Source organism: Pseudomonas sp. YH-1, from assembly GCF_051990045.1.
GTDB lineage: Bacteria > Pseudomonadota > Gammaproteobacteria > Pseudomonadales > Pseudomonadaceae > Pseudomonas > Pseudomonas nicosulfuronedens.
Window position 1 is genome coordinate 3,664,746 of record NZ_CP178184.1, and the last position, 25,134, is coordinate 3,689,879.

The following is a 25,134-nucleotide window of genomic DNA, read 5'->3' on the forward strand; positions in this document are numbered from 1 at the left end:
AATCGCATCGGGGTGGCCAATGGGGGAATCGCATTCAGAGAATCAAGAAACGGCGGCTGCCCAATTTGGTGGTGGGGTAGCGTGCGAGGAGATAGGGTTTCTCTTTTAGGGCTTGAGCGACATCGAATACGACGCTGTCTTTTGCCTTGCGCCAGGACACCATGCCATTAGCGAACACCGCTCGACTGGCATCGCCCATTGCCTGTTGCAGCTGCTGTTTCAGTTCCGCCTCACGTTTGCTCTGGCGATCGAGAGTGGCGCGTAGAGATTTCAATTCGTTGAATGCCGCCGATAGGACGACGTCCTCAGAGAAATCCAATGTGCGCCCTTGGTCGAGAGGGTACAGGCAGCGCAGAGCGCGCTCGGCAGATTCCGATCCGTCAGCCGGTGGAGGCGTGTCACGTTGGACATAGCCCCAAAACTCCTTCTCCAGTTCGATGAGCCAATGGATGAGCTCGTCATCACGCTCGATGCGGTGGATCTCCAAGTGCTGACCACCGAGCAGTACGGCGACGTCCGCCGCCGGCTTCCCCGTGACCGCCAGTTGGTGCATTACCTGCAGTTGTACGTAGACGGGTACTCCTTCTCTCCAAAGGATGGCGCCATTGATCCCAGCGGTCTTGCACTCGAGGATTTGGACTTCCTCTGAGCCGATGACCTCACGATCGATGTTTGCGAGCATCCAATCGAGCTTCGCGTCAGGATGCTGCAGCACGGCATTGACACGGCGTACTCGATTGCCGGTGCGCTGGGTGTAATGCCGCGCAACGATCGATTCCAGGATGTTGCCCCAGTAGGTGGGGCTTTCCTCATCGTTCACATCACACTTAGGCAATCCAGAGTCGCGGCCAGTTTTCTCCAGCCATAACTCCAGCTGTGACTTGTAGGGGTTAAGGCCGACAGCAGCGGCTGCATCGGAGCTGCCAATGCCGCGTTTGCGGACAGCAAGCCAGTCATCGCGAGACAGATCCTTCGTGCTTACCAAGCGTAGGGCTGGGCGAGGTAGGTCCGAGCTGGGGGTGAAATAGGCGTGAGCCATAGAAGCCTCCGGGCATAAAAAAGCCCAGCAGGTCTTCACCGGCTGGGCATGCAAGGGATTTGCTGCTGATGCGTTGGGGCGCTTAGCCCTGGTGAGCACCAATGCTGATGAAGAAACAGACGATCCAGGTGATGAAGTAGGCGAGGTTTTGGTTCAGCAGTTTGGAGCGCTGATACAGGTAAACCGGCACCACAAATACCCAGCCTTTGAAGCGGCTGACATCATGACCGGCTTGCTTGAGGCGCTTGGAGTCGAGCACGGATAAGCCAATGTTCAATGCCAGGGTGACGTACCAGTAGCGGTTCTCCGACATGGCTCGCTCCCACTGTGCTTCATTCGCACCGAACAGACCGGCAACGAAGGACTCCAGCAGATAGCCAATGATCGGAGCGAAGGCGATCAGCCAGACAATCTTGTTGTTTACGCCGGAGCCGGTGAGGGGCGGCGGCCCAAACTCGTCCAGGTGCTGGCGAAGCTCGGTTTGCTCGATCTTGGCCCATGCGGTCATGCCTTTCTTCCAAACCATCGAGCCGTGGGTCAGCGTTCCACTGCGGATCAAATCGATGATCTGCTGTTGATCGAAGCCGCCTTTACGTTCGCCGTTCTGCTCGTAGTGCCATTGATTGCCGACGGCGTCAGCGCCGTTGGATTGGGCGTTATCAAAACTGGTGCTCATGTCATTTCCTTAGGGTGAGCGAGCCCGCTGCGGAAGATGGCTTCCACAGGGCATTGGGGGGATTTAGGGGGTTATTTTTTCGGGAGCATGTCGGCATTTACGCCGATCTGATTGCCGTTCTTGTCGTAGCACATGGGCAGGGAGTCGCAGTTCCCTCCTTTGGCTGCCACATCCGCTTCATTGACGGCCGGAATGCCAAAAGTGGGCAGATTGGCGAGCTTCACCGTGACAAACCCCACAGGCGTATCGACGGTGCAGTAGTCGCTGTCGTTGATAGGGCAGACGGCATGGAATTTTTCACCGGGCTCTCGCTTGCCTAGAGAGTTGGCAGCCTGACGGTTCCCGTTGAAACCCGGGCCTGTGCCGTTGGCATAGGAAACCGGGTTGCCGGCCGTGTCGACGCCCATGTACCAACCTGCCGCGACGACATAGTTTCCTTTGGGCGCATTGCCATAGAAATCCTTGCCCAGGGCGCAGATTCCATCATCACCACAGGTGACCGGCTTGTACCCGGAGACGAACCGTACTTCGCCATTAGGCATGACGAGGCGAGCGACTTTAGGGGCATCGAGCGGTAAGCACGTACTGACCGGCCCCTCAGCAGCAGTGAATAGACCGTCAAATGGTGTGCTTTTCAGATTCCACGGCTTCGAGCAGGGCATGACGTTGTTAGCCGCTTGAGTGACCGTTGCTGCGGTAGCCAGAACAAGGGCTACGATTACTGCGATTTTCATTGGGTTCCCTCTTTGAATTTCCTTGCTGGGTAGATTTGTTAAGAGGGGGCTCGCTCGTTGCCAGCCCCCAGTTCGTCTTGTCGAAACCGTCAAACCTCAGTCACTTAGAGCTAGGTCCACGATCTGCTGTCTCACGAAGCTGCAGTTGCGTTCGTAATGCCCTCTCCTGGCCGATCACACTCCTTTTGTTGAAATTCCACTCATAAGGTGGATATTCAAATTTCTATGTACTTAATGTCAACCAGGCGATGGCCAACCATTCGAGTTGAATGGAGGGTTGTATGCTCAGTGACGATGTAAAACGACTGGCGCTGCTGACAGGTCAAGCGATTGCCAAGCAGCGGAAGCGGGCGGGAATGACTCAGGAAGAAGTGGCCGAGCTTTTGGGGCTTGGTAATGAAGCTGTGTCTCGGATCGAGCGCGGGCTCGTGAAGCCCAATATTGAGCGGTTGATCGAGCTTTCTTCGATTTTTGAGTGCGATCTCGTTGAGCTATTGACCGAATCTAGCCCGCGTGCAGTCGATCAAGCCAATCGCATTCATGATCTCTTGGAGCCGCTTGCCGTTGAGGACAGGGAGTTGTTGGTTGAAACTCTTGAGCGCTTTGCCAACCGATTGAAGCCTCCAAAGAAAAAGCGCTGAACCCGGGATCGGAGTCAGCGCTTTTTCTGGCCGTATCTACCTAGTCAGGCTGCGAGCGCAAGAGCAGCATCCAGCGCCTTCTGCTTGATCACCGCCCCCTGACCAAACCACGCCGAGTCAATGCGGTACTCATTACTGCGCGCGCGCCGTTCGTGATCCACGTACTCAGTGACTGCGTTGAGCAGTCCCCACGCGGTTCCCTTGGCTGCTTCCAGATGCGAACCGCGCCCGGCACCCTCATATAGTTCGTGCACCTTACGCAGGGCGCGCTCGTTAACGAGCTTGTCGGGTATCTCCTGGTTTGCTCTCACGTCGCATAGGACGTTCATGAAGAAGCTCGTTGCTTCGCGCGGGTGCACCTCGGTGTCAGCCAAGATACGCATGCGGTACATGAACTCGTCCCATTGCGAGACTGCGATGCCTAGTTGCTTCTTCACAGCCTGAGCATCGAAGCGGGTGCTGTGCGGCACTTTGATCGCCCGGGTGGCGCCGTCGACGGCGATGGTGAGGGTGTTATTGCACACGACCCGCACAGTTGTCGGAGTTGCAGTGGTAGCCAGAGTCCCGTCGCAGGACGTAGCCAACAGCAGATAACCGTTAACCAGATCGTTGCCCTTCAGCGAGGTGTTCTGTCCGGTGCGAGCCAGTGCCCAAAACTTACGACCGCCTTTGAGCACGCCGGCGGTTTCAAGCTCGTAGCCGGAGACTTGTGTGAGGTCCCGGTAGAACTCCAACACCTCTCGCGGTTGCACAACTTGATAGCGTTGTGAGACGACGGAGAGGGGGGCCTTCGTATCAGAGCGATAGAGAACTTTCTGCTCGGGGAAAGAGTGGATGCTGCCGAGATGGCCAGCGGCGTCTGATTTGAAGTGAACGGGGCTTTCCTGGATTTGCCAGTTCATGCCGGCTTCACGCTGCCAGACTTCCAGCGGCTGCCGTTGAGACAATCGGCTACCTAGGCCGTGCCAGGGCGCTGCACCGACATACGCCATGCTTTCTACGAGATGAGCCATGATGAGTTTCCTTGTGAACAATGGCCGGCATAAAGCGCTGCGCAACGCGCAGCACCGGCGGAATGAAAGGGAAGGGGAGAAGAGGAGCGAAGTTGATCAGGCTGGTAGGTTGAAACGATGTCCGCAGGTCAAACAGAGGTGATCGGCGAGTAGCTGGCGATCGATTTGCTCGCCGAGTTGTACGCCGAGTACGCATCCACTAATGGCCCCGGTCAGACCTCGTAGAATGACCGCAGAGAGAAAGCTGAGGGAGATAGTTAGAGGGCTGGCGAGGGGGCCTACGACGCTGAATCTATTAGCAGCCAACGCCGCGGATGCGCCACGAGCTGCGCCACAGAGAGTCCCGACAATAATGCCGGCCTTCATAGTGGGCTTTGCAGATATGATCCTGAGCGAATGACAGCTAGGGCAGTGCAATGACATGGTCGGAGGATCTCCTGGTGGTATGTCATTGCAGTGATGTATGACTGAGTTTTTTTCGAATCAGATCTCTACTGGAGGTAAGACAGATGGGTAACGTCTGTTGCTAGATATAGATCTAAGTGGCTTCGATCTCGCTCTCAGCGTTGCGCACGCGCTTGGGGCATCAGCAATAGGGGGGGCGACGCTATAACACGCAGCGCCAATTCGAAGTGAGATTGTTCAACGGCGACGTCAGGCGGCCGCGCTAAGCCATGTTTTTTGTTTTGCATGGCGCACGCGGATCCAGTACATGGGGAGAGTGGAGGCATTAGTCCTGAATGAAGTTACTGATGCCTCGCACTCCTGATTGCTCGCGTGCGCTAGGCGAGTGCAGCAGGCAAGGCGCGACGTGCGGTCAAGTCGTCTCTCCACTTCTTCAGAGATTCGAGATCAGCTCGCAGCTCTGGTTCCTCAGGGATAAATGCTGGTGCCTCTGCAGATTGGCTGTGCTCGTAACAGCTGTACTTGGTCATCAAGCTGTCAATGAGTTTGCAATCATCAATAGTGACGCTTGGAACGCCTCCGAGCCGGCCCTCGGTTGTGACGCTTCTGCGATGCCGCTGCACCACTTTGTTCAGCAGGTCGTCCTCCACCGAGCGCTCCACGAGCTTGCGGAACTCACTACAGATGCCTTGGGCAAGTGCCCTATACATAGCTGCACCATCGGAGTCTCCGGCCTTCTTCGCTGCATCAAGCCTCGTTAACAGAATGTTATTGGCCTTCTTCGTGGTAGCCCTCCAAACGTCTTGGTCAGCAGGATGGCCGGCAGCGCCGCTGTACGCTTCGATGCACATTGGTCTGTAATGCTCGTCCTTCCATTTATCCCCTGCCTTTCTAGATACATCCTCCAGGATGCCGTATAGGGACAAGCGGTGTGTCAGGACAATCACCTGCCGTGTCTTGGCTAGCTCAACCAAGCGGCACGCGACAGACCATTCGAAGTCTTGGTCCAAGGAGGAGATTGGGTCGTCAAATACAAACGGAGCAACGCCGGGCTTGTCGCAAACGTCGGCCAAGAAAGCTGCTAGAGAGATAATCCGACGCTCACCCTCGCTCAGTACACTACCAACGATTTCCCGCTCATTGCGAGCTCCCCTCAAGCGGATCTGGTGGAAGACTTTCGCGCTTCTGGTTCTCGTTTTGACCAGCTCGACTTGGATTCTGGTTGCACCGAGGGCTTGTAGCTCTCGATTGAAACGGGCGATGTACGCGTCGGTAACTACCTTCTGTGTGACGTCAGCAGCTTTCAACGAAATAGCGCGTGAGCCCGCAGATCCTTTCCAAGTTTCGTACTCATTTACCTTGGTGACGCGTGTGGCCTCAGCACGAATGGCAGCTGCTTGCTCTGTCACCCATTTTTTAGCTTCTAGCTCTAATTTGTCTCGAGATGCTTGGGCGCGATCGAACCCAACAGCGTCTTGATCGTACTGAGCTGCTGAGCCTTCCAACTGGTCTTGATAGCCAATCAGGACCTGTATGTGAGCTGAGATATCACTCAGCGGCACAGCCGCTTCTACCTGTTCATGGCTGCGAAGCGCTATCTGCACGAGGGAGGCGTTGTGCCAGAAGCCCTTGAAGAATTGATGCCAATCATCAGATGTGAGGCCGGCAGCCTCACACTGCGTTTGAATCTGTTGCGCTGTGACGATAGCTGGGAGCTGCGCAAGATTCTGGCTATAGAGCGCTTCGGCAGTTTCGGCGTCGGACTCCAGCTTGCTGTGGACGAAAGTCTCGAAATCCTTGAGGCGCTGCTGGGCCTCAGCGGTTAGTTCTTGATGGCACAAAAGGCAGCGTGCTTCTTCCGTTACGGGGTATGGTTTTTCTGGATAGGGGGTCGAAGAGTACTCTCGAGCCGCCTCCCACATCGCGCGCCATGTCGGAGTTCCTATGCCGTCAAGTACCGCCGATTTTACTTGGGCTCCTTCAATCGCGATCTGCCGCTTTTCATGGGCCTCGGCTCTTAAATTACGCAGCGTCTGCACATTATTGGCCCCGTACAGGATCGAGGCCTGGTTTAGAGCGTTGACAGTCTGTTGCACCTGAGCTTTTGTGCGGCGCTTCTGCGCTGCCAAGCCACTTGGGTCATCTGCCTTCAATCGCTCAGTCAGGTCAACCAAGCGCTGCTCATCCTCTGCCTTCCAAAGCAAAGCGGAATCTAGAGCTGCTGCCTTAAGGGTGCCCAGGGTGGAATAGGTTCGACTGGTCTCTGTTCCTTGATATACAGCTGGTAGCGCTGGCAGCGTGCTGATCAGCTTCGATTGCTCAGCACTCAGCAGTTCCCGGACCTGTTCGGTAACGCTTGCCAGCTTTTCGAATAACCCCACCATTGGCGGTATATAGGTGGCTGCACTTTCAGCAGTGAGGTAGTGGCTGGCTTCGTCGCTGTCGAAGATATCAACGGCCATTAAAATATCGATTGGGGCGTCGCCGACACGCCACGTAGAGCTGCTTTCAACACCATTCTGGAGAGAAGTGATCTGACATTTGCTCTCCTGAGGAGGAGCTTTGAAGACGTTTGGCTTCAGCTCTAGAGCTCGCGGCTTGCCCGTAACCTTCTTGAGAATGCGGGTGTAGCTGGATTTTCCCGAACCATTATGGCCGTAGATGACCGTCAGGTTCGCAGACTCAAATTCGAGTGGGCTCCTAGGCTCGAGATTCTCGATACCACTAATTTCTCCAATGCGTACCAAGCGGAGCGTATCTGTGGCGTTTGGGGCCTTCAGCAATGCGTCGAACTGTCGATGTTTCGTTGGTTTTTGGCCGGCCGGCGTCTTGATAAGAGCCACTAAGGCAGCCAGATCATCTGCCCCCAATTCTCCTTTATTCAGTAGTCTCTCGGTTGCTTCCTGTAGCCAATCTGGTTGATTGAGCAACCATTCGCGAATTTCATCCTGGATAGCCATTTTACCTTCCTTGTCATGGGGGGAAGGCAAAAAGCTATCAGAGTGACTTGGCTACATCCAGAGCATTGCAGGAAGGTGTTTATGGGGATGGAACCCTGTCGACGCCTCGCCCTGGTCGTTGATTGAGGGGGCTGCGGAGCATCCAAGGACTGTGCGGTTCAACGGGGGGATCTTGCTATGCAGCAAGGTGATGCGCGTTCAAGTCGCCGCGATAAGCAGGGAGGGTGCAAAAGGGGCGGCGGTCGCCATGCAAAACTCTACCTTAGGATGCATTAGAATTTGATACAGCTAGAAGGGGCTGTTAGGAGTGCAGCGGGTGAGTGAGAAGGGAGATCGATGCTTGCAGCATTACCAGCAGATCTTCAGGCGGAGTCAGTCGGTAGGAGGTAGTAGCCGCGCTCTAGATGAGTGCCTGCATCACTTTCTGGATCAGCGACCTGCCGGTAAGCACACTTCGGCTCATGACCGAGCTTTAGGCTTGGCTTCAGCACCGTTCTGGCGGGATCAACAGACTGTCCAGGACTCCAAGCTAGCAAGCCTCGCATTAAGCCGAGTGCTGTATTTCGACGACGCAATTAGTCTCGATCTATTGGTGCATCTGGCTACCCAAAACCCTGAGACACTCAGGTGGGCGATTCGCTATTCGAAGCTCTTTGAACGTGTAGATTCGCCTCTCTTGATTGGCCTTCGAACCGCGCTGGATGATGAGGAGTGGCGCGTCTTCTTCGGAGTTTGCGACCGCCTCCTCGAGCAGCTAGAACCCTTCGATGCGCTCATTCTTCAGGCCGAAAATCAGCTGAAACAATTGTCACTGTTCGAGCTGCTTACGTACCTGAGCATCCTCGCTTATCAGTCGTTCGCTGATGCTGCTGGAGGCGATCCCGCTGGTAGGCAGTGGGAGGTCTACAACCGCATCATTCTTCGCAAGCTCCAAACCTGCCAGGAAGAGGATTTTCGCCTGAGCGAGCAGCGATTGGGGCAGTCCTTGAAACAGCATTGCGCTCCGATTCTCTTCACGGAGCCAGGTACCGTGATCCCGGCAGCGACCCGTACCAATCTAGAGTCGCTAGCCGTGCTGACGACAGCAATGCAGGAGCGAATTGATTACGAAGGCTCGATTAACTGGTTCTGCTTCGACCCTGATTGCCGTTACCAGTTAAAGCCAGGCGAGCCTGTCATCTACAACGGCTCGGAGGAGGGGGAGCAGCAGTGGCGTCGCACTGGGCGTAAGTACGATCTGCTCTGGCACTACTGGATGAACCGTGCTGTACAGGAGTTCATCGACTCCGGCATGGCAGGAGAAGTGATCGGCTCGGCTGAGAATCATGAACTGAACCAGCTGGCATACATCAAGACGATTCGCAGCAAGCTACAGCTGCAGCAGGTCTACGGCATCGGAGATGAACTATCACTCGGTGATGGTTCATGGGTCCAGCTTCAGCACGTTTTGCTGGCGAGCGAGCTGACGTCGGTGTTTTTCCAGAAGGAGTTTATCCAGCCCTTTCAGGACCACTTCCGTGAGTCTGGAGTGGTTGCTCACGCGCTTGGTCGACTGGCTATGAAGGGCATGGAGGTGGGCGAGAATAGGTTCCCGATGACATGGTCTGAGGGTGAGGAAAAGCTACTGCGAATTAAGGCATGGACTGCCTGTGAGGAGCACCCCAAGGGCAGCATAGATTCGGCCAGGTCGATCCTGAGATTCTGGAGCAGCGACCTAAAGTCCTTATCAGAGCAGCTGAAATTGCAGCCGCGGATGCCCGTTCCAAGGCTCTATGAGCGACCCTTCTACAAAATTGGGCGCTACAGTTTTCAATTCCCATGGGTTGTTGCACTCCAAAACAACGTGACTGCAGCGCTGAATAATTTGCGGCGTGTGGATGCGCGTCGCTCTAGCCTGCTCGCAGAGACTCAACGCGTGGAACTCATGCTGGCCGAGCGTCTGAGAGAACGTGGCTTCGCTGTTGAGGTTGGATATCGCCCGCCGGCGTCAGAGGAGGAGGACGCTGGAGAGGTGGATTTGATCTGCCAACTGGATGGGGTGCTCTTGTTGCTTGAGGTCAAGTCGGGATACATCCGCTCGACACCCCACGAGGTCTGGCTCCATCGGACGACCACACTGCGTAAGGCTGCGTGGCAGCTGCGTCGTAAGCGCGTTACAGTTGCTGATGCACTGAGGACAGATCAGAGTTTACGTGCCAGGTTGAGCTACCGCGGTCAGCATCCAGAAGTGGACATGCATGCCTGGATAGTCGACACATCCATCGAGTTAGATGGACAGTCAGTGGATGGGTTCAGAGTTGTGTCTCGTGAGGTGCTTGAAGTCATTCTGAGGGACGAAAAGCATCTTCTGCGCCCGGTGGGGCAGGCTAGTGAGGACGACCACGGCTCGATGTACGCCGAAGGTTTCTCTGCTGAGCGATTCGTCGAAGTCGTTGAGTTGGGAGAGCTTTGGCGAGGGCTTGGTTGAATACTGCCTGGCCTCGTTTAGAGAATGACAATGACTCGCCAAGCGATCTCGACCCTTTGCCCGCAGCAATTTTGCGGGGGGGGCTGAGCAATTTTTTTTGCAACGAGCCTCTACTGAGGCTCGTTAGGCTCGAGAATATAATTATCTAGAGACAGTGATGTAGTAATGCCCTTTCTCGTGTCGTCCGACGCGCCGTTCAAGTTCTACGAACTCTTGATCGTTGAACAAGGGGAGGGCGTTAACTGTTATGTCGATTCCATTTCTGAGCCTTGGCGGCTCATCTAGCAAGATGGATTCTTTGAATTTGTAGTGGGGGCCCTCTTTTTTTAGGTGGCCAATTTTAGTGAGCAGTTCAATAGCCGCTTGAAGCCTCTCGGAGTTAGCCCTGCCTCGAAGTCTATTGGGGCCGTATTGCTTGATTTTTGTAAGGGTAACCGTTGCTCTTGCTCCCTGCTTGAGATGAGGGGGGAGAGTCGAGTTCGCTGCGCGCTCTCTGGCTCCGGGTAGACCATCATCAATAATGTCCTTATTTCTTGTGTCTTTATGGCACTCTTGCAAGAGATAGTTCGCAAGCTCGCACGCGTCAGTGACAATTTGCGGCTCATTCGCTAGATGTTTTGCAAAATGCCTAGAACAGGTCTGAGTAAACTTCCAACTGAATTGCAAAGTGAATAGGTCTATCTCGGTATCATCATTAGAATCGCGCTCAAATGCATGCAGAACTGCAGCTAGGCGGCTGGTGTTCTCTAATAGTTTTGATGCATGGTCTTTCATGTGGTAGTACAGTCCGTCTTCATCCATGTTTTTCTCAATATATTCGTTAATTTCAAACCAGAGGCTTTTGGCTGGCTCGGAGAATTTCAGTATTTGTCGATTTTTTGGCGCTGGGGTGTTCATGATTTTTCGGAGTTTGTTGCCAAATGCTTCTTTTCGTGGCCATTTGGATACTCCTTGTTTACTTGACCGTTTACCGGCCATGGATTTAGGTTTCACAACAAAGAAACGGGCAAGAAAACCTGTACCTCGAGCCTCTTCTCCTCGTCGTCCCATGAACTTTGATATTACGCTTGGCTGTGTCATTAACGACAATGTAAGCCGAGCGCCGCTGAGCGTGATTGGCTCCCTGGATAGACGGTCGACAATCAGGGTTCCGCCGTCCCAGAGCGTATTTAGTTTGTCGAGATCATTCAGAGCTTTTCCGTTGAAGATGCTGTTGGCTTCGCTGCTCAATAGGCAGCCGTGCTGAGCATTCTCATAGAGAAACTGAACTAGCGCTTGAGGGGTTGTGTCCTCATAGAGGAATTTTTGTGATGCCTCGGGAGCCGGCTCATTTTGTAAATGCTCCCGAATACTCTCAATGGCTGCATCGGCAGCTTCCTTTTCACCTGCACTTGCATGCTTGCTATACATTCGCTCTAACTGTCGCTTCTGAGTTCCCCAGATCTGGTGCTGGATGCGGTGTTCTCGGAGTGCATCATTGTTAGAGTCGAGAGCCTTCTGATTGATAGCGATGATTGGCTCAAAAAAGTACTTCTGAGCAGTGGTCTTGCGCTCGCCGGAGTCTGCAATCGTTAACAGCATCAGGGCGATCGGCGATCGGTTCCCTCGAGGCATTTCAACATCAACGTACTGCTGACAAACCGTTGACATGGCACCGAGCGCGCACATCATTGACATTTCTCGGGGCACTTCCTGCTGGCGGGAAGATTCCTCCACCGCACTCTCAAAAAGGCTGTGCTCTCGGAAGCATGGCCATCCATCGCTCCATCTCAGCTGCTCGTTTTCTATGGATTCAGTCTTCGCGTCGCTCATCTCGTTTTCCTAAAAATCCGCTATTGCTGCTAGGCGTAGCAAAAATAGCAGGGGTGCAATGACGATTGGCCTTAGGTTTTTGGGAGATTCCGGCGCGTATTGACGTGGCTCAAACTTTCCGAAAATTCAGGTCTGAGCGACCATTTTCCTGCGGGATGGACGGTTTGATAGCTGCTGAGGAGCATCCTTAGCGTTTTTTTTTAAAGACTCCGCCAATCCTCTGAACGAACAGGAGGGCCACGTTCATGAGGATCATGCGACTGCGAGAGGTAATGACCACCACGGGTTTGCCCAGGTCGACCATCTATAGATTTATCGCTAATGGGACATTCCCCAAGCCTGTCTCTTTGGGTGAACGTTGCACGGGCTGGGTAGAGGAGGAAGTACTTGATTGGGTGCTCACCAAAATTGATGAACGTGACTCCGATCTGAGTGTTGCGTAGAGCGGGTAGGTATTCAGTAATTTGGCATAAACACCAGGGCTGCGCTCAGCGCAGCCCTGGTGTTTATGCCGAAGTGGTAGGAGAGACAAGGAATGGCCGTAACTACGATAAAAGAGAGGCTTGAGGGTGGTTGAGGGGATGTGTAGTTAAGGTGTGCGATGATATATCTTCGGAGTGATTGGGCTGTTGTGGGCGTCAAGAAGTCTTGGGTTTTTGAGATTTGATATCCATGTCTGTCGAGGTTTTCTTCTTCGGTGCGGGTAATATGAATCTTACACCTCTATAGATTCTTCGGGGTCTGGTGTGTATATTGCCTTATAGACTGTCTGTATTTAATTTTGGTTAGAGTAAATTATTTATTTGTTAAGATTTAATCATTTGGTGAAGAGTATGAGACTTACAAAGGAGTTAGTTCCATGCCTCGCCATTCAAGCAACACAAACCTCCGGCTCCACAGCGCTGAGACCTTTCAGGGGCTTCCCGTAATGGTTGAGGCGGGAGCACTTATTGAGCAGTATCTCCAGCGCTTCTTGCGCACAATTGAGCGAGCTATAGATCAATATCCACGGGTTTTTGCATTCAGAGTGGATCTGCGTTTGCCGTTGGGTGTTTCTCTACCAGAGCACGCTTACACCAACGAGGTCATCAATCTTTTTCTAGAATCCTTTAAGGCAAAGATCAAGCATGATCGACAGCGTGCTCAGGCTCGTAATCAATACGCTCATGACAGCAGGGTGAGATATTTCTGGGCCAGAGAGGTGGGTAAGGGAGAGCGACCACATTATCACCTGCTAATACTGCTCAATGCAGATGCCTACTTCACGATAGGTAAGAAAACGTCCTGCGAGCAGAACATCTTCAATCGACTCCAAGAGTCTTGGGCCCGTGCATTGGAACTGCGTGTAAGCGATGTCCGCGGCTTGGTCGAGATCCCTGGAGGCGCCGGGTACAGACTCAAACGGCATGGGTTTTATATCGAAGGATTAGACGAGTTTTTCTATCGGGGTAGCTACCTCTGCAAGGCCTCCACAAAAAACTATGGCGATGGACGGCATGGCTTTGGATACAGCCAAGGCTAGTCCTCATCACAAGGCTAGGACCGAGAGAATAGGCAGACGCGGTTCGTGTAGATCAATGTGAGAAAGGTGCTCAGTCTACTAGTGCGTGTCGATGATTACTGTGTAATGGTGGAGCGCTAATTGGATCTCAGGATGTTGAAGAAGGATCTGCTCGATGTCGCGTTTTGCCAGCTTGCGCCACTCTCCACACGAGACCCGTGCCATTTTACGAGAACGCTTTGCCAGCAAGCTCAGCGTCGGCCCACGGCATGGTTCGTACCGTGCCAACGTGAGAGTGGTCGAGGACGAAGTGGCTCGAAGGTTCTTGGCTGGCCTGGTGCTTCATCCCAATTCAGAGTGGTCGACTGCTTGCACGTCCTACAACCGGCTATCTGCAGATAACACAGTTTTGGCAGACCTTGAGGCAGCAGTTGATGCGGGGTGGCTTCGTTGCATTTGGGGGCGCGTCGGAGCCGAGCGAAGCCTTCGCTACGCAATAGCTCAGTCGCAGCGAGGAGATTTAGGCGCCGTTCAGAGAGTGTTGTCGGATCTACATTGTTATCGACTCGAGTTCGAGGTTGAGACTCGCCATGACCCGGGCGTGGCAGAGCTTGTTGAGTCATTCGCGTCGACCGACGGAAACCTGCCAAAGATCGTTGTTCGGACGCCGGAGTGGGTCGCTGCAAGGCTATGGGAAGACTTCCTGCAGAAAGAGACCTCTCCTGCTCAAGCACTGCGCCGATGGGTCGACTGCTGGAAGCTCTTGGAGTGCCCATCCTTGGTTCCTCGAGTGGTATGGAGCGACGCTGACGCTGAGATATTCCAAGAGACGGTCCTCACGTTATTGTTTGAGGAGCCTGAACTCCTCTCGTGGGAAAAGTCACGCGACAGATATCTCAGGCAGGTGGAGCTAGCACCAGAAGGGTTTCGACTCTTTGGTGACATTCGGCCTACGCCTTGCACTGCGGTAGAGAAGGCACTCTGGACTCAATCCAGGTCAGTGGAAGGATTCACTTTCGAGTCTTACGTGCTGTCTAGTGATTTGGTTGCTTTGATGAGGATTCTCCTCTCAGACGTGGTCAATGCTGACCACTCTCCGGCGCCATATCCTCTCGCGACGCGACTGGTCACCCTTGCTATTGATCGCGCAGTGCTTTTCAACACGCTACTGCTTGATGTCAAAACTTCCCCGAGCCTACTTGCCGACTTGGTGCTGGATCCTAGGTGTTCGGGTCTGGTGTGCCTGGTCATCGCACAGTGGGCATCTCCGTCGGGAGGCTGGGAGCGCGAATTGCTGAGTCGTACGCATCTGCTCGATCGGGCGGAGGCTTTTGATGACGCAGTCTCGATTCTCGGTGAGCACCTGCGGGCGAACAGTGCTGACGTCCAGGATGTTGCAACACTCCTTAGGTGGTTCCATGAGCGAGCGCCACGAGCCTTCATCGACGATGCTGCTCTTGGCGATTCGTTGTATTTGGCATTCAAGCGAGAGCTGGCCACATGCAAGAGTGGGGTACTGATCGAGCTCGCCGAGTCGTTAAGTCATGATGAAGTTCAGCGTGGCTTAGGGGAGCCAGCCTTCGCTGCGGTATTAGACTTGTGTGTCATTGGCGCGCTTGATGAGCAAATTGATGCTGACGCAGTTGTCCGCGGCTATGCAGGCTCGATTGCTTCTGGCAGCTATTCATTAGAAACGCACCGAATTGGATCCGCGGCAGCGGCTGCACTAGGGCGAGTCTCTCTACGAGATGGACAGTTGCGCCAAGCGTTTCTCTATCCACTCGATGTACGGGCTAGGCTGAACGCTTTACTCGACGAGTCGGGGAATGAGTACATTGCCGCGACAACGATTGCTCGGTCCATTCGCGCCCACATTCGAATTCTATGCCGAGCAACCGTTGGTAGCGCGGCGGATGTTGCTGAAGACCTGTTTCAAGCGCTGATCTCAGCCGTCAAAGTTGGTGCTATTGAGCACAAGGAGAAGGGGCGCGTTGCTGCATTTGCTCCGCGTGAGGAATCTCGAGTCGGTGTGCAACCGCAAGATCGCCCCTTGGCCTTTGACTTGGCTGCTGTTCTAGGGAAGGTCAACAGGGCTCATCAGGAGCGCCTTTTGGCTGCGATTTTGGAGACCGATGAGCCGCTGCTTCTGGCACAGATACTTCAGCGGAGTCCTTCTCACCTGCGACTCCAGATCGAACAGCGTATTGCTGATCTTGCACCGGGTGATGCAGGAGCCATTTATTCCCTACCGGAGATGCAAGCGCGAATCACCCAGCTGATCGCGGCCGGAGCAGCAAAAGCTGCAATGAAATACATGGAGGCGGAGGAGCAACTCAGAACCTGGGGACAGGTACCAGGGCGAGAGCTAGAGCGGTTTCAAAACAACCTCCAGATTCTTTGTTTGCATCAGGATTGGGATGCTATTGCTCGTATCGAGGTGCCTGCCCACTTTTCTCAAGTGGACCGACAGCAAGCCCGGGAGTCGTTGGAGTTTACCCAGGCAATCTCAGCTCTGAATGGCATCAACGGAAGCCCAATGGGCGCAAGATCCACTTTCGCTCAGCTTTTTTCCAGGCGCCCATCTTGGGCAGTAGCAACGAACTGGTTTGCTGCTGCACTGCGAGCTCTTCTGGGGAGTGACGGATTCTGTTTGCTAGAAGGGAAGCAGGTCCGAGAAGGTCAGCAAATACTCATGGAAGCCCAAGGCATGACGTCAAAGCTGCAGGGAGGAGCTGAAGGAGCAGACGAGGCGTTTGAGTGCAATAGGGCTCTCCTGCTGCTAGCTCTATCCGAGCCCGCGCAGGCACAGGCAAGCTTGGCTGCCGTGACTTTTACCCGACTGCAAGATACTGCATCAGCCTATCGGGCTGTTGCTTTGGCAAGAATGGGCCAAAAGTCCAAGGCAACAACTGAGCTGGACACGGCAGAGCATGCTTGTGGCCGAACACCCATCCTTGCTGCCGCACGATCTCATATTGCTAGCGGCGCGCCTTATCTGTCAGTTCCGGAAGCCTCGATATACGATAGCCTCAGGGACGAACTTCCTTCCGCCCTTGCGCGCTTTCTTGCGTTAGACCCTCAGCAGCAAGCCCAGATGCTTACGCAAGAGGAGAATGCATTTGAGTCGCTGCTAATTGAGTTCGTGCGAGCTGCTGGAGATGCTCTGATCTCCCTGGTACCCATGATGAAAGGCGTTTGTATCGACTCTTGCGAGGACGATCTGAACGCGTTCATCCAGCAGATACTTGCCGCCCGTGTGCGATTCCTGGGTTGGACTGTGGTGGATCAATCCAAAGGTGGATTCACCGCGAAGGGCAACCCCGGAGAAAGGGACCTCCAGGTCATGTGGGGGAGCACAACGCTATCGGTGATAGAGGCGCTCATCTGCGAGAGGTCGGTAAACCAGAACGCAGTGAGAGCTAATGTCGAAAGCCACTTCCAGAAGTTGCTTGGCTACAGCACCACGCGAATGTTCTTCCATCTTAGCTACGCCTACCTGGAGGATAAGGTGTCGCTTTTGTCGTTCCTGGAGACTGCGTGCGAGGCTGCCTGCCCCCCGGAGTTTACGTATTTGGGGCAGGAGGCTTTAGCACATGTGGACTCCCGCCCGCCCGGATTTGTAGCGCGCTACCAGGGAGATTTCGGAGAGGTGAAAGTCGTGTTTCTCATCTTAAACCTTGGTCAGCAGCGCCAGAAGGGGGCGGCTAAAGTGGCGGCGACCACGAAGGTTCGGAAAGCGCCAGCTAAGGCCAGTGTTAAGGCAGCTGCGAAGCCCAAGCCAGACCCAAAGCCTAAATCCAAAACTTGAGTATGAGGGTAGGTTGGTCTGTCCCGGGCTGAGTGAACACTGACTTAAGGTGGATAATGGCCACCGCAAGGAGTGTTCATGACCCAGACCAGACGACGTTTTCCCGAATCCTTCAAACGCGAGGCGGTAGACCAGGTGCTTGCCGGCACGCCGCTTCGTCATGTAGCCGAGACGCTCGGTATCGCTGAAAGTCTGCTGGGCAAATGGAAGCGCCAGTACGAGCAGCAAGGTGACGATGCCTTTCCGGGCAACGGCAGGCAGCGGGGCGAGAGCGCGGAGCTGCGTCGTCTACGCCAGCAGTTGGCGCAGGTCACCATGGAGCGTGATGTTTTAAAAAAGGCGCTCGCCATCTTCTCGCAGCCCACGAAGTGAAGTTCCGCGCGATCGAGGCGTTGGCCGGTCGCTATCCCGTAGCGCCGATGTGCCGGCTGCTGCGGGTATCCCGTAGCGGCTTCTATGCCTGGCAGCAGCGGCCTCCCTCGGCGAGAGAGATGGCGAATCGGCGCCTGAGCAAGGAGATCCGTACCATCCACCATGAGGTGAATGGGATCTATGGCCATCGCCGAATCAAGGCCGAGTTGGCGGCCATGGGGCATGCGTGTGGTCGACACCGGGTTACTCGACTGATGCGCGAGGCCGGTCTGCGCGTTCGCTCGCGCAAGCGCTGGCGGTTGGTTTCCAGCAGTCGCCATGCTCTGCCGATTGCCCCGAACCATCTGGATCGCCAGTTCGCCTCGGATCGCGCCAATCGGCACTGGGTATCGGACATGACCTACGTGCGGACGGATCAAGGCCGGCTGTATCTGGCCGTCGTGCTCGATCTCTACTCACGCGCCGTCGTCGGTTGGGCAATGCACCACCGCATGCAACAGGGTTTGGTACACGCCGCGCTGGAGATGGCCGTTGTACGCCGACAGCCGAAAGAAGAAGTGCTGCTGCACTCGGATCGTGGCAGCCAATACTGCGCGTACGACTACCAGGCTTTGCTCCGGCGCCATCGAATCGTGCCCAGCCATTCACGTCCGGGGAACTGCTGGGACAACGCTGCGATGGAGAGCTTCTTCCGTTCGCTGAAGGCTGAGCGGGTGCACCTGACGCGCTATGCCAGCTATCACGAGGCGAAAACCGACCTGTTCGACTACATCCGCTTTTACAATTACCGTCGCCGCCATTCGACGCTGGGCTATCTCAGTCCGATGGATTTTGAGCGGCGCTATGCGAGCAGTAACTCTTAACTACCTGTCCACCAGTTCCGGGACAGACCAGGGTGTACCAGGTATCTAAGTCATTGTCACTTCGTGGTGGTGTTTACAATCTCGGAGATAAGACTATCAGATATGATGATTATGGTTACGTCGAAGACGGTCGCCGATTTTATGTTGGCGCAACGTTAAAGTTCTAAATTGCGGCTTTAAACGAGCAGGGCAGCTGCGGATATAGCTGCCCGCTCGTTACTCTAGTAGACCCTCCACACGAGCAGTGGCTCTGTCGAAGCAGCTGAAGTCGCCGTAAATTCGAGAAAGGAGTATCGCTCCTTCATAGTCTGCCACAGTCTGCTTGGCCTGTTTCAGGGCCATAGTCTTGCTCATTCGAGTCTCGAACAGATGTGCGAGTGCCTCGGCCCAGTCGTTGAGGAATTGGCGGATCTGGGGCATCAGCTCTGGGAGCGAATACGTAGCATCCACCGCGATGACTCCCATGAGGCAGCCGATACTATCGTCTTTGTAAAGGTTCTTTGCCTTTTTAGCCATGTCCAACAGCCGCTTCTTAGGCGTCCTGCTCTCGTCGTATGCAATGCTGAAAACTTTTTCGTTTACCCACTCGTGAGTCCAGACGAGGACGTCGCTCATCAAGGCTTCTTTATTGGGGTAGTGATGATAGAAGGAGGCTTTCGTCAAGCCGCAAGCGCCGGCCAGAGCATCCATCGTCGTGCCGTGGTACCCGTAACGCTTGAACACGTTGGCGCAAAGGCCAAGCAATTCAGCGCGCGAAATTTTCTGAGGTCGCACCGATTGACTCCTGGGTAGGTTGAGATAGGTGGTCGTTGACCACTTACCGAACGTTTGTTTAGATTAAGCCGAACAGATGTTCGGATACTTTCTACCTCAATGGATAGGCCTGCAACTGTCTTGCAGGTGACACAGCGTGTGTCGATGTGACGAACAGACTGCTCTCGCATGACCACCGATGGGAGCCAGAACAAGAATGAGCGGCTTCAACTGGATCGAAGACCTGAGTTCAGGGGTTCGCGCTGCGTTGCACGCGAATGCGCGGATCAGAAGCTACGGCGATGGCACTACTATCTACCGCCAGGGGGACCCCGTCATTGAGGTGTTCCAGATCATAGCTGGGGAGATACGTCAGTGTATCTTCACTGAGGATGGCCAAGAGGTTCTGATCTACATCTATCAACCTGGCGACATGGTAGGGGACAGTTCCGTCTCCGATGGCGACCCTTCGTCAGTGTCTTTCATCACTCGCGGTGAGGTTCAGTTGAGGGCCTGGCCGGTCAGAGATTTTAACGCACTGTTGGCGGCTCATCCTGAGGCAGCCGCTGCCGTTTCTGCTCAGTTGAGCCGTCGTTTGCGAGGGGCGCTAAGGCTTTTGGAAGAGCTGCTTACGCAGCCTGTCCCAGCGCGAATTGCATCTCGCTTTTTCTGGATTTCTGATGCCCAAAGAGGAACCAATATTCCTCTGTCCCAGGCTGACATCGGATTGATGGTTGGTTCGACTCGCCAGAGCGTAAATCGCGTGGTTACTGAGCTGAGGAAGCTTGACCTCATAGAGACCAATTACGGAAAGGTCACTGTGAAGGACCCCGATGGCCTTCGTCGGTACATCACAGCCAATCAACGTCATGGGCGAGATCACTGACAGACTAGTGGCAGCGAAAAATGCTCAACGAAGTGTCATCTGGAAGACGTTGTTGAGGTCCGGGTTTTCCTAGCATCGATTCCTGAAAGCGCCATCCAAAAATAATCACGGCGCTCAGGAGATACGTTGATGACTGAGTTGACCCTCGCGGACGTCGCTCGCGCGAACTCTGCTTTGCCGCCTGATCAAACAGCTCTTGTCTGCGGAAATGCTCGCACCACCTTTGTGGAGTTGGACTCTAAAGCCAACAAGGTGGCTAACGGCCTCGCAGCTTTTGGCGTGACAGAGCAAGAGCGTGTCGCGATCCTCGATTTTAGCAGTGACCAATTCTATGAGGTATGGATAGGCTCTGCTCGAGCCAACCTTGCGTTAACCCCGCTCAATATCAGGCTTTCCGCAGCCGAAATCGCTCAGGTCTTGACCGATTGTCGCCCTCGAGTTCTTTTCGTCGGTGTGGCTTTTGAGGCATTGCTCGACCAGATCAGGCCGCAGCTTGATTTCATCGAGCAGGTAATTGTCATGGGCGATGCCTATGCGTCATGGCGTGACAAGTACTCGGACACCGCCGGCCAGTCGACGATGCGTGAGCGCGACGACTGTCTACAGATCTACACCAGTGGGACAACGGGCCTTCCGAAGGGGGTTCGCCTTTCCAGCGAAAGTATCTTCAAGGCGCCTCTTTCGTCCCTGGTCACTGGCGAGCGGAGTCCTTGCGGTCAGATTGGTCACGGCGATGTCGTGCTTCTCTGCCTGCCACATGCACACGTGGCAGGTTCCCTGCTCGGCATCTTCGGGCTGGCACGAGGTGCACGGTTAATTATTGTCAGCGACTTTGTCCCCGCAGATATCGTCGCGACCATCGAGCGCGAGCAAGTGACCATGACGCTCATGGTTCCTGTGATGGTTCGCGGTTTGATTGCCGCCATGGAGCAAACTGGCAAGTCGTGCAAAAGCCTCAAGAAAATTCTCTACGGCGCAGCTCCGATGGCTACATCGCTGCTGAAAGAGGCAATGGCCGCGCTGCCTCACACCGGCTTTGGGCAGATCTATGGACTGACGGAGACCTCGGGACCGATCGCTTATCTGACGGTCGATGACCACGAAGAGATTGCGGCAGGTGACGCTGATCTTGCGCTTTCCTGCGGCCGTGCGACTGCAGGTGTAGAAATCCGTGTTATCGACGAATTCGACCAGCCCCTACCGTCCGGGGATATCGGCGAAGTCGTCTGCCGCTCCACCCAGATAATGACAGGCTACTGGAATCGCGAGGATGAAACGCTCGCGGTGATTCAGGATGGCTGGTTCCGTACCGGCGACATGGGCTACATCGACGACCGTGGGTATCTCTACATCTACGATCGCAAGCGGGACATGATCATTACGGGGGGAGAGAACGTTTACCCCGCAGAAGTAGAGAACATCCTCTACAGCCATCCCGCAATCGCTGACGTCGCAGTGATTGGTGTTCCCGACGAGAAATGGGGCGAAGCAGTTAAAGCCGTAGCCGTCCTCAAACCGGGAGTCGCACTCTGTGCTGAGGAGCTCATTGCCCACGCACGAGGAAAGGTTGCTGGCTTCAAGATCCCTAAGACAGTCGATTTCGTCGCAGACCTTCCACGTAACGCCACCGGCAAGATCCTTCGCCGCCTAATCAAAGAACCCTACTGGAAGCAACAGGGACGCGGTGTCGCCTGACGCTACGCGAACGCGAGCGTGTTTCCGATTGGTTTATCAGCAGCCCCTAAAGGAAGGATTACTTCATGAGCGAAGAGAAAAAAGCTGGCGAAGTTCGCATGAGCGTCGAGGATCACATTGCCGTTATTTCCGTCGACAACGTCGCCAAGCTCAACTCATTTAGTCCGGAAATGATTGAGCAGTTGGCTGAGCACCTGACCACGGTTAACAACGACGATGACATCTGGGTTGCAGTGCTGTGCCCCGAAGGTGAACACACTACTGCCGGCCTCGATATGCCGAAATTCTTCGGTCCGAATGCGACCGTCAAACCGCTACCCGAGGGTTGGGTGGATCCGTTCGGTCTGTACAACCGCTGCACAAAGCCAGTCATTTCTGTGGTCCATGGCAAAACCTACACCGTAGGCATCGAAATGATGCTGGCGGGCGACATCGTGATTGCGGCGGATACAGCCACGTTCTGCCAGATGGAGTCGAAACGCGGTATCGCTCCGCTCGGTGGGGCTCACTTCCGTTACCTCACCCGCACGGGTTGGGGCAACGCGATGTACCACCTTTTCCTGTGCGACGAGTTTGACGCCCAGCGCGCACTGGAGATCGGTTTCGTCCAGGAAGTGCACCCCTTCGGGCAGCACAAGGAGCGCGCAATGGAGATTGCCCGTCTTATCTGCAAGAACGCGCCGATCGGCCTGCGTGCGGCCAAAGCCGCTGCGCTCAAGTATCTGCAAGAGGGCGAGCAAGCCGCTATCGACTGCATTCCCGAAATTCAGAAGAAGTGCTTCTCCTCGGAAGACTTCATGGAAGGGTTGCGCTCCTTCGCCGAGCGTCGGCCGGCTGTCTTTAAGGGACGCTGATTTTTCATTTTTCCTGCCTGCTCTTCGTGAGCGGGACGCTACCGGCTTGCCCGGTGAAACCTGCACTTAGGAGTTAAAAGCATGACCGTTAAATTCGAAATGGATGGCGCTCTGGCGATTGCAACTTTCTGCGGCGGCCCAATGAACCTGCTGACCAACCAATCCTTCCGCGGCTTGATGGATGCGGTGGATCAGGCAATTGAGGCCAAGGCCCGTGCGTTCCTGACGATCGCTGAAGGTGATCACTTCTGCGCCGGGGCCGATGTGATCAGTAACTTCACCGGCAGCGATGCCAATTTCGCTCGCCGTATGCTCAACCGCTCGATCCCGGAAATGCAGCGGTTCGAAAACCTGCCGTTCCCGACGGTAGTCGCCGTGCGGGGCATGTGCCTGGGCGGCGGCTGCGAAATGGCGCAGATCCACGACATTATCTTCGCCGGCGAGTCGGCCAACTTCGGTCAGGTGGAAGCACGTATTGCCACTACCACCCTGCTCGGAGGGGCCCAGCGTCTGGTTGCCCGCGTTGGCCTGGCTCGCGCCAAGGAGATGGTCTTCAGCGCCGGGATCTACGATGCCAAGACGATGCTCGAGTGGGGGCTAGTGAATCGCGTAATGCCGGACGCCGAAGTCGAAGCCAAAGCCCGCGCTTACGCCGCCAAATTGGCGAATGGCCCCACCGTCGCCTATGCCGCGTCCAAGCACCTGATCAACACCGCAGTCGCTCATGGCTTGGGCGCTGCCGATCAGCGTCTGCTGGAGTCCGGCCCCGCCACCTTCGCCACCGCCGACATGATCGACGCTGTAGACCGTTTCACCAAAGAAGGTGCTGCTGTTCTGCAGAAAGGCCTGACGTTCAAAGGCGAATGAGGACGTAGGCGATGACTACCTACCAAGCCCCTGTGGGTGAATACAAATTCCTGGCCGGCCACGTGCTGGCCAAGGAGTACGAGGCGATTTCGGGCGAGGACGCTTCGGCAGAGACGCTCGGAACCGTGTTGGAAACCCTGGGGCAGTTTGTCTCCGAGCGGTTGGTGCCGCTCATTGCATCTGCTGATAGTGCGGGCTGCCTGGTTACCAATGAGGGTGTGAAAGCGCCTGCTGGATACCACGAGGTTTACAACGACTTCGTAACGGATGGCTGGGGTGCCTTACACACGGCTATCGAGGATGGCGGACAAGGGCTTCCCTTACCTTTTGGTTTTGCCTGCGACGAGCTTCTGAGTGCAGGCTCCATGTCGTTCGCGCTGTATGCGTCGATTCGACTGGGCGTGTACTCGGTGCTGAAGACAATTGGCTCCCCTTATCTGCAGGAAACCTATCTGCAGAAAATTGGTAGCGGGGAGTGGAACGGCACCATGTGCCTGACCGAGCCGCAATGCGGTACCGATCTCTCCTTGATACGCACCATCGCGACCGAGGCTGAGGACGGTACTTATAGACTCTCGGGCACCAAGATCTTCATCACCGGTGGCGATCACGACCTCACCCCAAATATCGTGCATCTGGTCTTGGCACGAATCCAGGGTGCGCCAGCTGGCCTGGCCGGGTTGGGCTTGTTCATCGTGCCTAAGTTCAGCGTTGCTGCTGACGGGGCGCTGGGAGCCCGCAACGGGGTGACTTGTCCTCGCGTAGAAGAAAAGCTCGGCATTCATGCATCAGCTACTGCTGAACTGCTCTTTGAGGGGGCCCAAGGCTGGATTGTGGGCGCGCCCGGAGCAGGGCTGATGGGCATGTTTAGCATGATGAAGCTGGCCCGGATTGGTACCTCTTTCCAGGCTATCGGTGTGGCGGAGATTGCTAGTCAGAATGCAATCGCGTATGCCCTGGAGCGAATTCAAGGCCGCGATTTGGTCGGTGGCAATAAAGGTTCGATTCCCATCGCTGACCACCCCAACATCCGCCGCGAGATCGTGCGCATGCGTACGCTAACTTCGTCGGCGCGGATGCTGGCATTTATGACATCGCTGGTGAATGAGCAGTCGCTTGGTCCCAAAGGGGCTGACTCGACGAAGCGTGCTCAGGTCATCCTCCCGGTCTTGATGTCCGCATCCAAGGCCATCAGCAGCGAGATTGGTGTCGACGTCGCAACAGCCGCGATGCAGACACACGGCGGCCACGGTTACATCCGCGACACCGGCATCGAAGTTCTTTTGCGCGACGTGCAGATTCTGCCGATCTACGAAGGCACCAACGATGTTCAGTCTTTGGATCTGATTCTCCGGCGCCTTGATGACGGTCGACATCAAGCTATCGACGCAACAGTGGATTGGCTACGCAGCCAGATAGCGGAGCTTCCGAGCAACGAGAGCCACGTTGAGTACGTAAAGCGGACACTCAAGCTCCTTAGCCGTATTGAAGATGTGGTGAGCGTGCTGAAAGAAGAGCTGCAGCGCTCTCCTTTTGCGGCTCTGCAGTGTGCACGCGAATTCCTCTGGCTAGTTGGTCACGGTGTCATGGCCACGCTTTGGCTACGCGTGCTCTTCGCCTTGGATAGCAACAACCTTCCGATCGATAAGGTCGCAAAACGCGCTCAGGCCCAGTTTTACTTCGCCTACCTGCTGCCAGAAACCGAGGTTCGCGTCAGTCGTTTAATGGCGGGTCTCGAGATCGAGCAGTCCCTTCGCGCTTATCCAGTAAGCCTCAATTTTTAATTGG

At 55.1% G+C, this 25,134-nt stretch carries 19 protein-coding genes; 12 read left to right on the top strand and 7 right to left on the bottom strand.

Annotated features, from left to right (window positions below; genetic code table 11):
* Positions 1 to 34: 34 nt before the first annotated feature.
* The 3 genes from ACKI1H_RS17035 to ACKI1H_RS17045 all read right to left on the bottom strand — a co-directional run bounded on the left by ACKI1H_RS17035 (position 35) and on the right by ACKI1H_RS17045 (position 2,449).
* Positions 35 to 1,039: a YqaJ viral recombinase family protein gene (locus ACKI1H_RS17035; RefSeq protein WP_440465690.1), complete on the bottom strand. Its 1,005-nt coding sequence runs from the start codon at positions 1,037 to 1,039 to the stop codon at positions 35 to 37.
* A gap of 82 nt (positions 1,040 to 1,121) precedes the next feature.
* The gene (locus ACKI1H_RS17040) at positions 1,122 to 1,715 is read right to left on the bottom strand and encodes a DUF4339 domain-containing protein (RefSeq protein WP_088171480.1); all 594 of its coding nucleotides are present in this window, start codon (positions 1,713 to 1,715) and stop codon (positions 1,122 to 1,124) included.
* A 71-nt stretch (positions 1,716 to 1,786) separates the two neighbouring features.
* A complete protein-coding gene (locus ACKI1H_RS17045; protein WP_440465691.1) occupies positions 1,787 to 2,449 on the bottom strand; it encodes a hypothetical protein in 663 nt (220 codons plus the stop codon).
* Between the two features lie 281 nt (positions 2,450 to 2,730).
* Between ACKI1H_RS17045 and ACKI1H_RS17050 the strand changes: the two genes are divergently transcribed.
* Positions 2,731 to 3,090 carry a helix-turn-helix domain-containing protein gene (locus ACKI1H_RS17050; RefSeq protein ID WP_440465692.1) on the top strand — a complete coding sequence of 120 codons (360 nt, stop codon included), beginning with the start codon at positions 2,731 to 2,733 and terminating at the stop codon, positions 3,088 to 3,090.
* A 44-nt stretch (positions 3,091 to 3,134) separates the two neighbouring features.
* On the opposite strand, the gene ACKI1H_RS17055 is transcribed toward ACKI1H_RS17050, so the two are convergent.
* The gene (locus ACKI1H_RS17055) at positions 3,135 to 4,103 is read right to left on the bottom strand and encodes a DUF932 domain-containing protein (protein WP_440465693.1); all 969 of its coding nucleotides are present in this window, start codon (positions 4,101 to 4,103) and stop codon (positions 3,135 to 3,137) included.
* Positions 4,104 to 4,885: 782 nt separating this feature from the next.
* On the bottom strand, positions 4,886 to 7,468 hold the full coding sequence (locus ACKI1H_RS17060) for an AAA family ATPase (protein ID WP_440465694.1): 2,583 nt from the start codon (positions 7,466 to 7,468) through the stop codon (positions 4,886 to 4,888).
* 340 nt (positions 7,469 to 7,808) lie between these two features.
* Between ACKI1H_RS17060 and ACKI1H_RS17065 the strand changes: the two genes are divergently transcribed.
* Positions 7,809 to 9,935: an NERD domain-containing protein gene (locus ACKI1H_RS17065; RefSeq protein WP_440465695.1), complete on the top strand. Its 2,127-nt coding sequence runs from the start codon at positions 7,809 to 7,811 to the stop codon at positions 9,933 to 9,935.
* Between the two features lie 141 nt (positions 9,936 to 10,076).
* Here the strand turns inward: ACKI1H_RS17065 and ACKI1H_RS17070 are convergent, their stop codons facing one another.
* The gene (locus ACKI1H_RS17070; RefSeq protein WP_440465696.1) at positions 10,077 to 11,747 is read right to left on the bottom strand and encodes a YfjI family protein; all 1,671 of its coding nucleotides are present in this window, start codon (positions 11,745 to 11,747) and stop codon (positions 10,077 to 10,079) included.
* Between the two features lie 245 nt (positions 11,748 to 11,992).
* On the opposite strand from ACKI1H_RS17070, the gene ACKI1H_RS17075 reads away from it, so the two are divergent.
* From ACKI1H_RS17075 to ACKI1H_RS17095, 5 genes are all read left to right on the top strand, one after another.
* A complete protein-coding gene (locus ACKI1H_RS17075; protein ID WP_440465697.1) occupies positions 11,993 to 12,190 on the top strand; it encodes an AlpA family transcriptional regulator in 198 nt (65 codons plus the stop codon).
* 416 nt (positions 12,191 to 12,606) lie between these two features.
* Positions 12,607 to 13,269 (top strand): inovirus Gp2 family protein, encoded by a 663-nt coding sequence (locus ACKI1H_RS17080; protein ID WP_440465698.1) that lies wholly within the window; start codon positions 12,607 to 12,609, stop codon positions 13,267 to 13,269.
* A gap of 154 nt (positions 13,270 to 13,423) precedes the next feature.
* On the top strand, positions 13,424 to 17,056 hold the full coding sequence (locus tag ACKI1H_RS17085) for a hypothetical protein (protein ID WP_440465699.1): 3,633 nt from the start codon (positions 13,424 to 13,426) through the stop codon (positions 17,054 to 17,056).
* A gap of 78 nt (positions 17,057 to 17,134) precedes the next feature.
* Positions 17,135 to 17,428 (top strand): transposase, encoded by a 294-nt coding sequence (locus tag ACKI1H_RS17090; RefSeq protein ID WP_440465700.1) that lies wholly within the window; start codon positions 17,135 to 17,137, stop codon positions 17,426 to 17,428.
* Positions 17,425 to 18,291, top strand: coding sequence for an IS3 family transposase (locus ACKI1H_RS17095; RefSeq protein ID WP_440465701.1), 867 nt, complete (start codon positions 17,425 to 17,427; stop codon positions 18,289 to 18,291). The genes ACKI1H_RS17090 and ACKI1H_RS17095 overlap by 4 nt, the downstream gene beginning before the upstream one ends.
* A 216-nt stretch (positions 18,292 to 18,507) precedes the next feature.
* Here the strand turns inward: ACKI1H_RS17095 and ACKI1H_RS17100 are convergent, their stop codons facing one another.
* Positions 18,508 to 19,065 (bottom strand): TetR/AcrR family transcriptional regulator, encoded by a 558-nt coding sequence (locus tag ACKI1H_RS17100; protein WP_440465702.1) that lies wholly within the window; start codon positions 19,063 to 19,065, stop codon positions 18,508 to 18,510.
* 196 nt (positions 19,066 to 19,261) lie between these two features.
* Here ACKI1H_RS17100 and ACKI1H_RS17105 point away from each other — a divergent pair, with 196 nt between their 5' ends.
* From ACKI1H_RS17105 to ACKI1H_RS17125, 5 genes are all read left to right on the top strand, one after another.
* Entirely contained in the window at positions 19,262 to 19,930 is a 669-nt protein-coding gene (locus tag ACKI1H_RS17105; protein ID WP_440465703.1) for a Crp/Fnr family transcriptional regulator, read from the top strand.
* Positions 19,931 to 20,059: 129 nt separating this feature from the next.
* Positions 20,060 to 21,625, top strand: coding sequence for a long-chain-fatty-acid--CoA ligase (locus tag ACKI1H_RS17110; RefSeq protein ID WP_440465704.1), 1,566 nt, complete (start codon positions 20,060 to 20,062; stop codon positions 21,623 to 21,625).
* Positions 21,626 to 21,690: 65 nt separating this feature from the next.
* Positions 21,691 to 22,479 (top strand): crotonase/enoyl-CoA hydratase family protein, encoded by a 789-nt coding sequence (locus ACKI1H_RS17115; RefSeq protein WP_440465705.1) that lies wholly within the window; start codon positions 21,691 to 21,693, stop codon positions 22,477 to 22,479.
* A gap of 81 nt (positions 22,480 to 22,560) precedes the next feature.
* The gene (locus ACKI1H_RS17120) at positions 22,561 to 23,346 is read left to right on the top strand and encodes an enoyl-CoA hydratase/isomerase family protein (RefSeq protein ID WP_440465706.1); all 786 of its coding nucleotides are present in this window, start codon (positions 22,561 to 22,563) and stop codon (positions 23,344 to 23,346) included.
* Between the two features lie 11 nt (positions 23,347 to 23,357).
* Entirely contained in the window at positions 23,358 to 25,130 is a 1,773-nt protein-coding gene (locus tag ACKI1H_RS17125) for an acyl-CoA dehydrogenase (protein WP_440465707.1), read from the top strand.
* Positions 25,131 to 25,134: the final 4 nt, after the last annotated feature.

Coding starts and splice junctions, on each gene's coding strand:
- ACKI1H_RS17035 (WP_440465690.1), bottom strand. CDS start 1,039: ATGGCTCACGCCTATTTCACCCCCAGCTCGGACCTACCTCGCCCAGCC.
- ACKI1H_RS17040 (WP_088171480.1), bottom strand. CDS start 1,715: ATGAGCACCAGTTTTGATAACGCCCAATCCAACGGCGCTGACGCCGTC.
- ACKI1H_RS17045 (WP_440465691.1), bottom strand. CDS start 2,449: ATGAAAATCGCAGTAATCGTAGCCCTTGTTCTGGCTACCGCAGCAACG.
- ACKI1H_RS17050 (WP_440465692.1), top strand. CDS start 2,731: ATGCTCAGTGACGATGTAAAACGACTGGCGCTGCTGACAGGTCAAGCG.
- ACKI1H_RS17055 (WP_440465693.1), bottom strand. CDS start 4,103: ATGGCTCATCTCGTAGAAAGCATGGCGTATGTCGGTGCAGCGCCCTGG.
- ACKI1H_RS17060 (WP_440465694.1), bottom strand. CDS start 7,468: ATGGCTATCCAGGATGAAATTCGCGAATGGTTGCTCAATCAACCAGAT.
- ACKI1H_RS17070 (WP_440465696.1), bottom strand. CDS start 11,747: ATGAGCGACGCGAAGACTGAATCCATAGAAAACGAGCAGCTGAGATGG.
- ACKI1H_RS17075 (WP_440465697.1), top strand. CDS start 11,993: ATGAGGATCATGCGACTGCGAGAGGTAATGACCACCACGGGTTTGCCC.
- ACKI1H_RS17080 (WP_440465698.1), top strand. CDS start 12,607: ATGCCTCGCCATTCAAGCAACACAAACCTCCGGCTCCACAGCGCTGAG.
- ACKI1H_RS17085 (WP_440465699.1), top strand. CDS start 13,424: ATGTCGCGTTTTGCCAGCTTGCGCCACTCTCCACACGAGACCCGTGCC.
- ACKI1H_RS17090 (WP_440465700.1), top strand. CDS start 17,135: ATGACCCAGACCAGACGACGTTTTCCCGAATCCTTCAAACGCGAGGCG.
- ACKI1H_RS17105 (WP_440465703.1), top strand. CDS start 19,262: ATGAGCGGCTTCAACTGGATCGAAGACCTGAGTTCAGGGGTTCGCGCT.
- ACKI1H_RS17110 (WP_440465704.1), top strand. CDS start 20,060: ATGACTGAGTTGACCCTCGCGGACGTCGCTCGCGCGAACTCTGCTTTG.
- ACKI1H_RS17115 (WP_440465705.1), top strand. CDS start 21,691: ATGAGCGAAGAGAAAAAAGCTGGCGAAGTTCGCATGAGCGTCGAGGAT.
- ACKI1H_RS17120 (WP_440465706.1), top strand. CDS start 22,561: ATGACCGTTAAATTCGAAATGGATGGCGCTCTGGCGATTGCAACTTTC.
- ACKI1H_RS17125 (WP_440465707.1), top strand. CDS start 23,358: ATGACTACCTACCAAGCCCCTGTGGGTGAATACAAATTCCTGGCCGGC.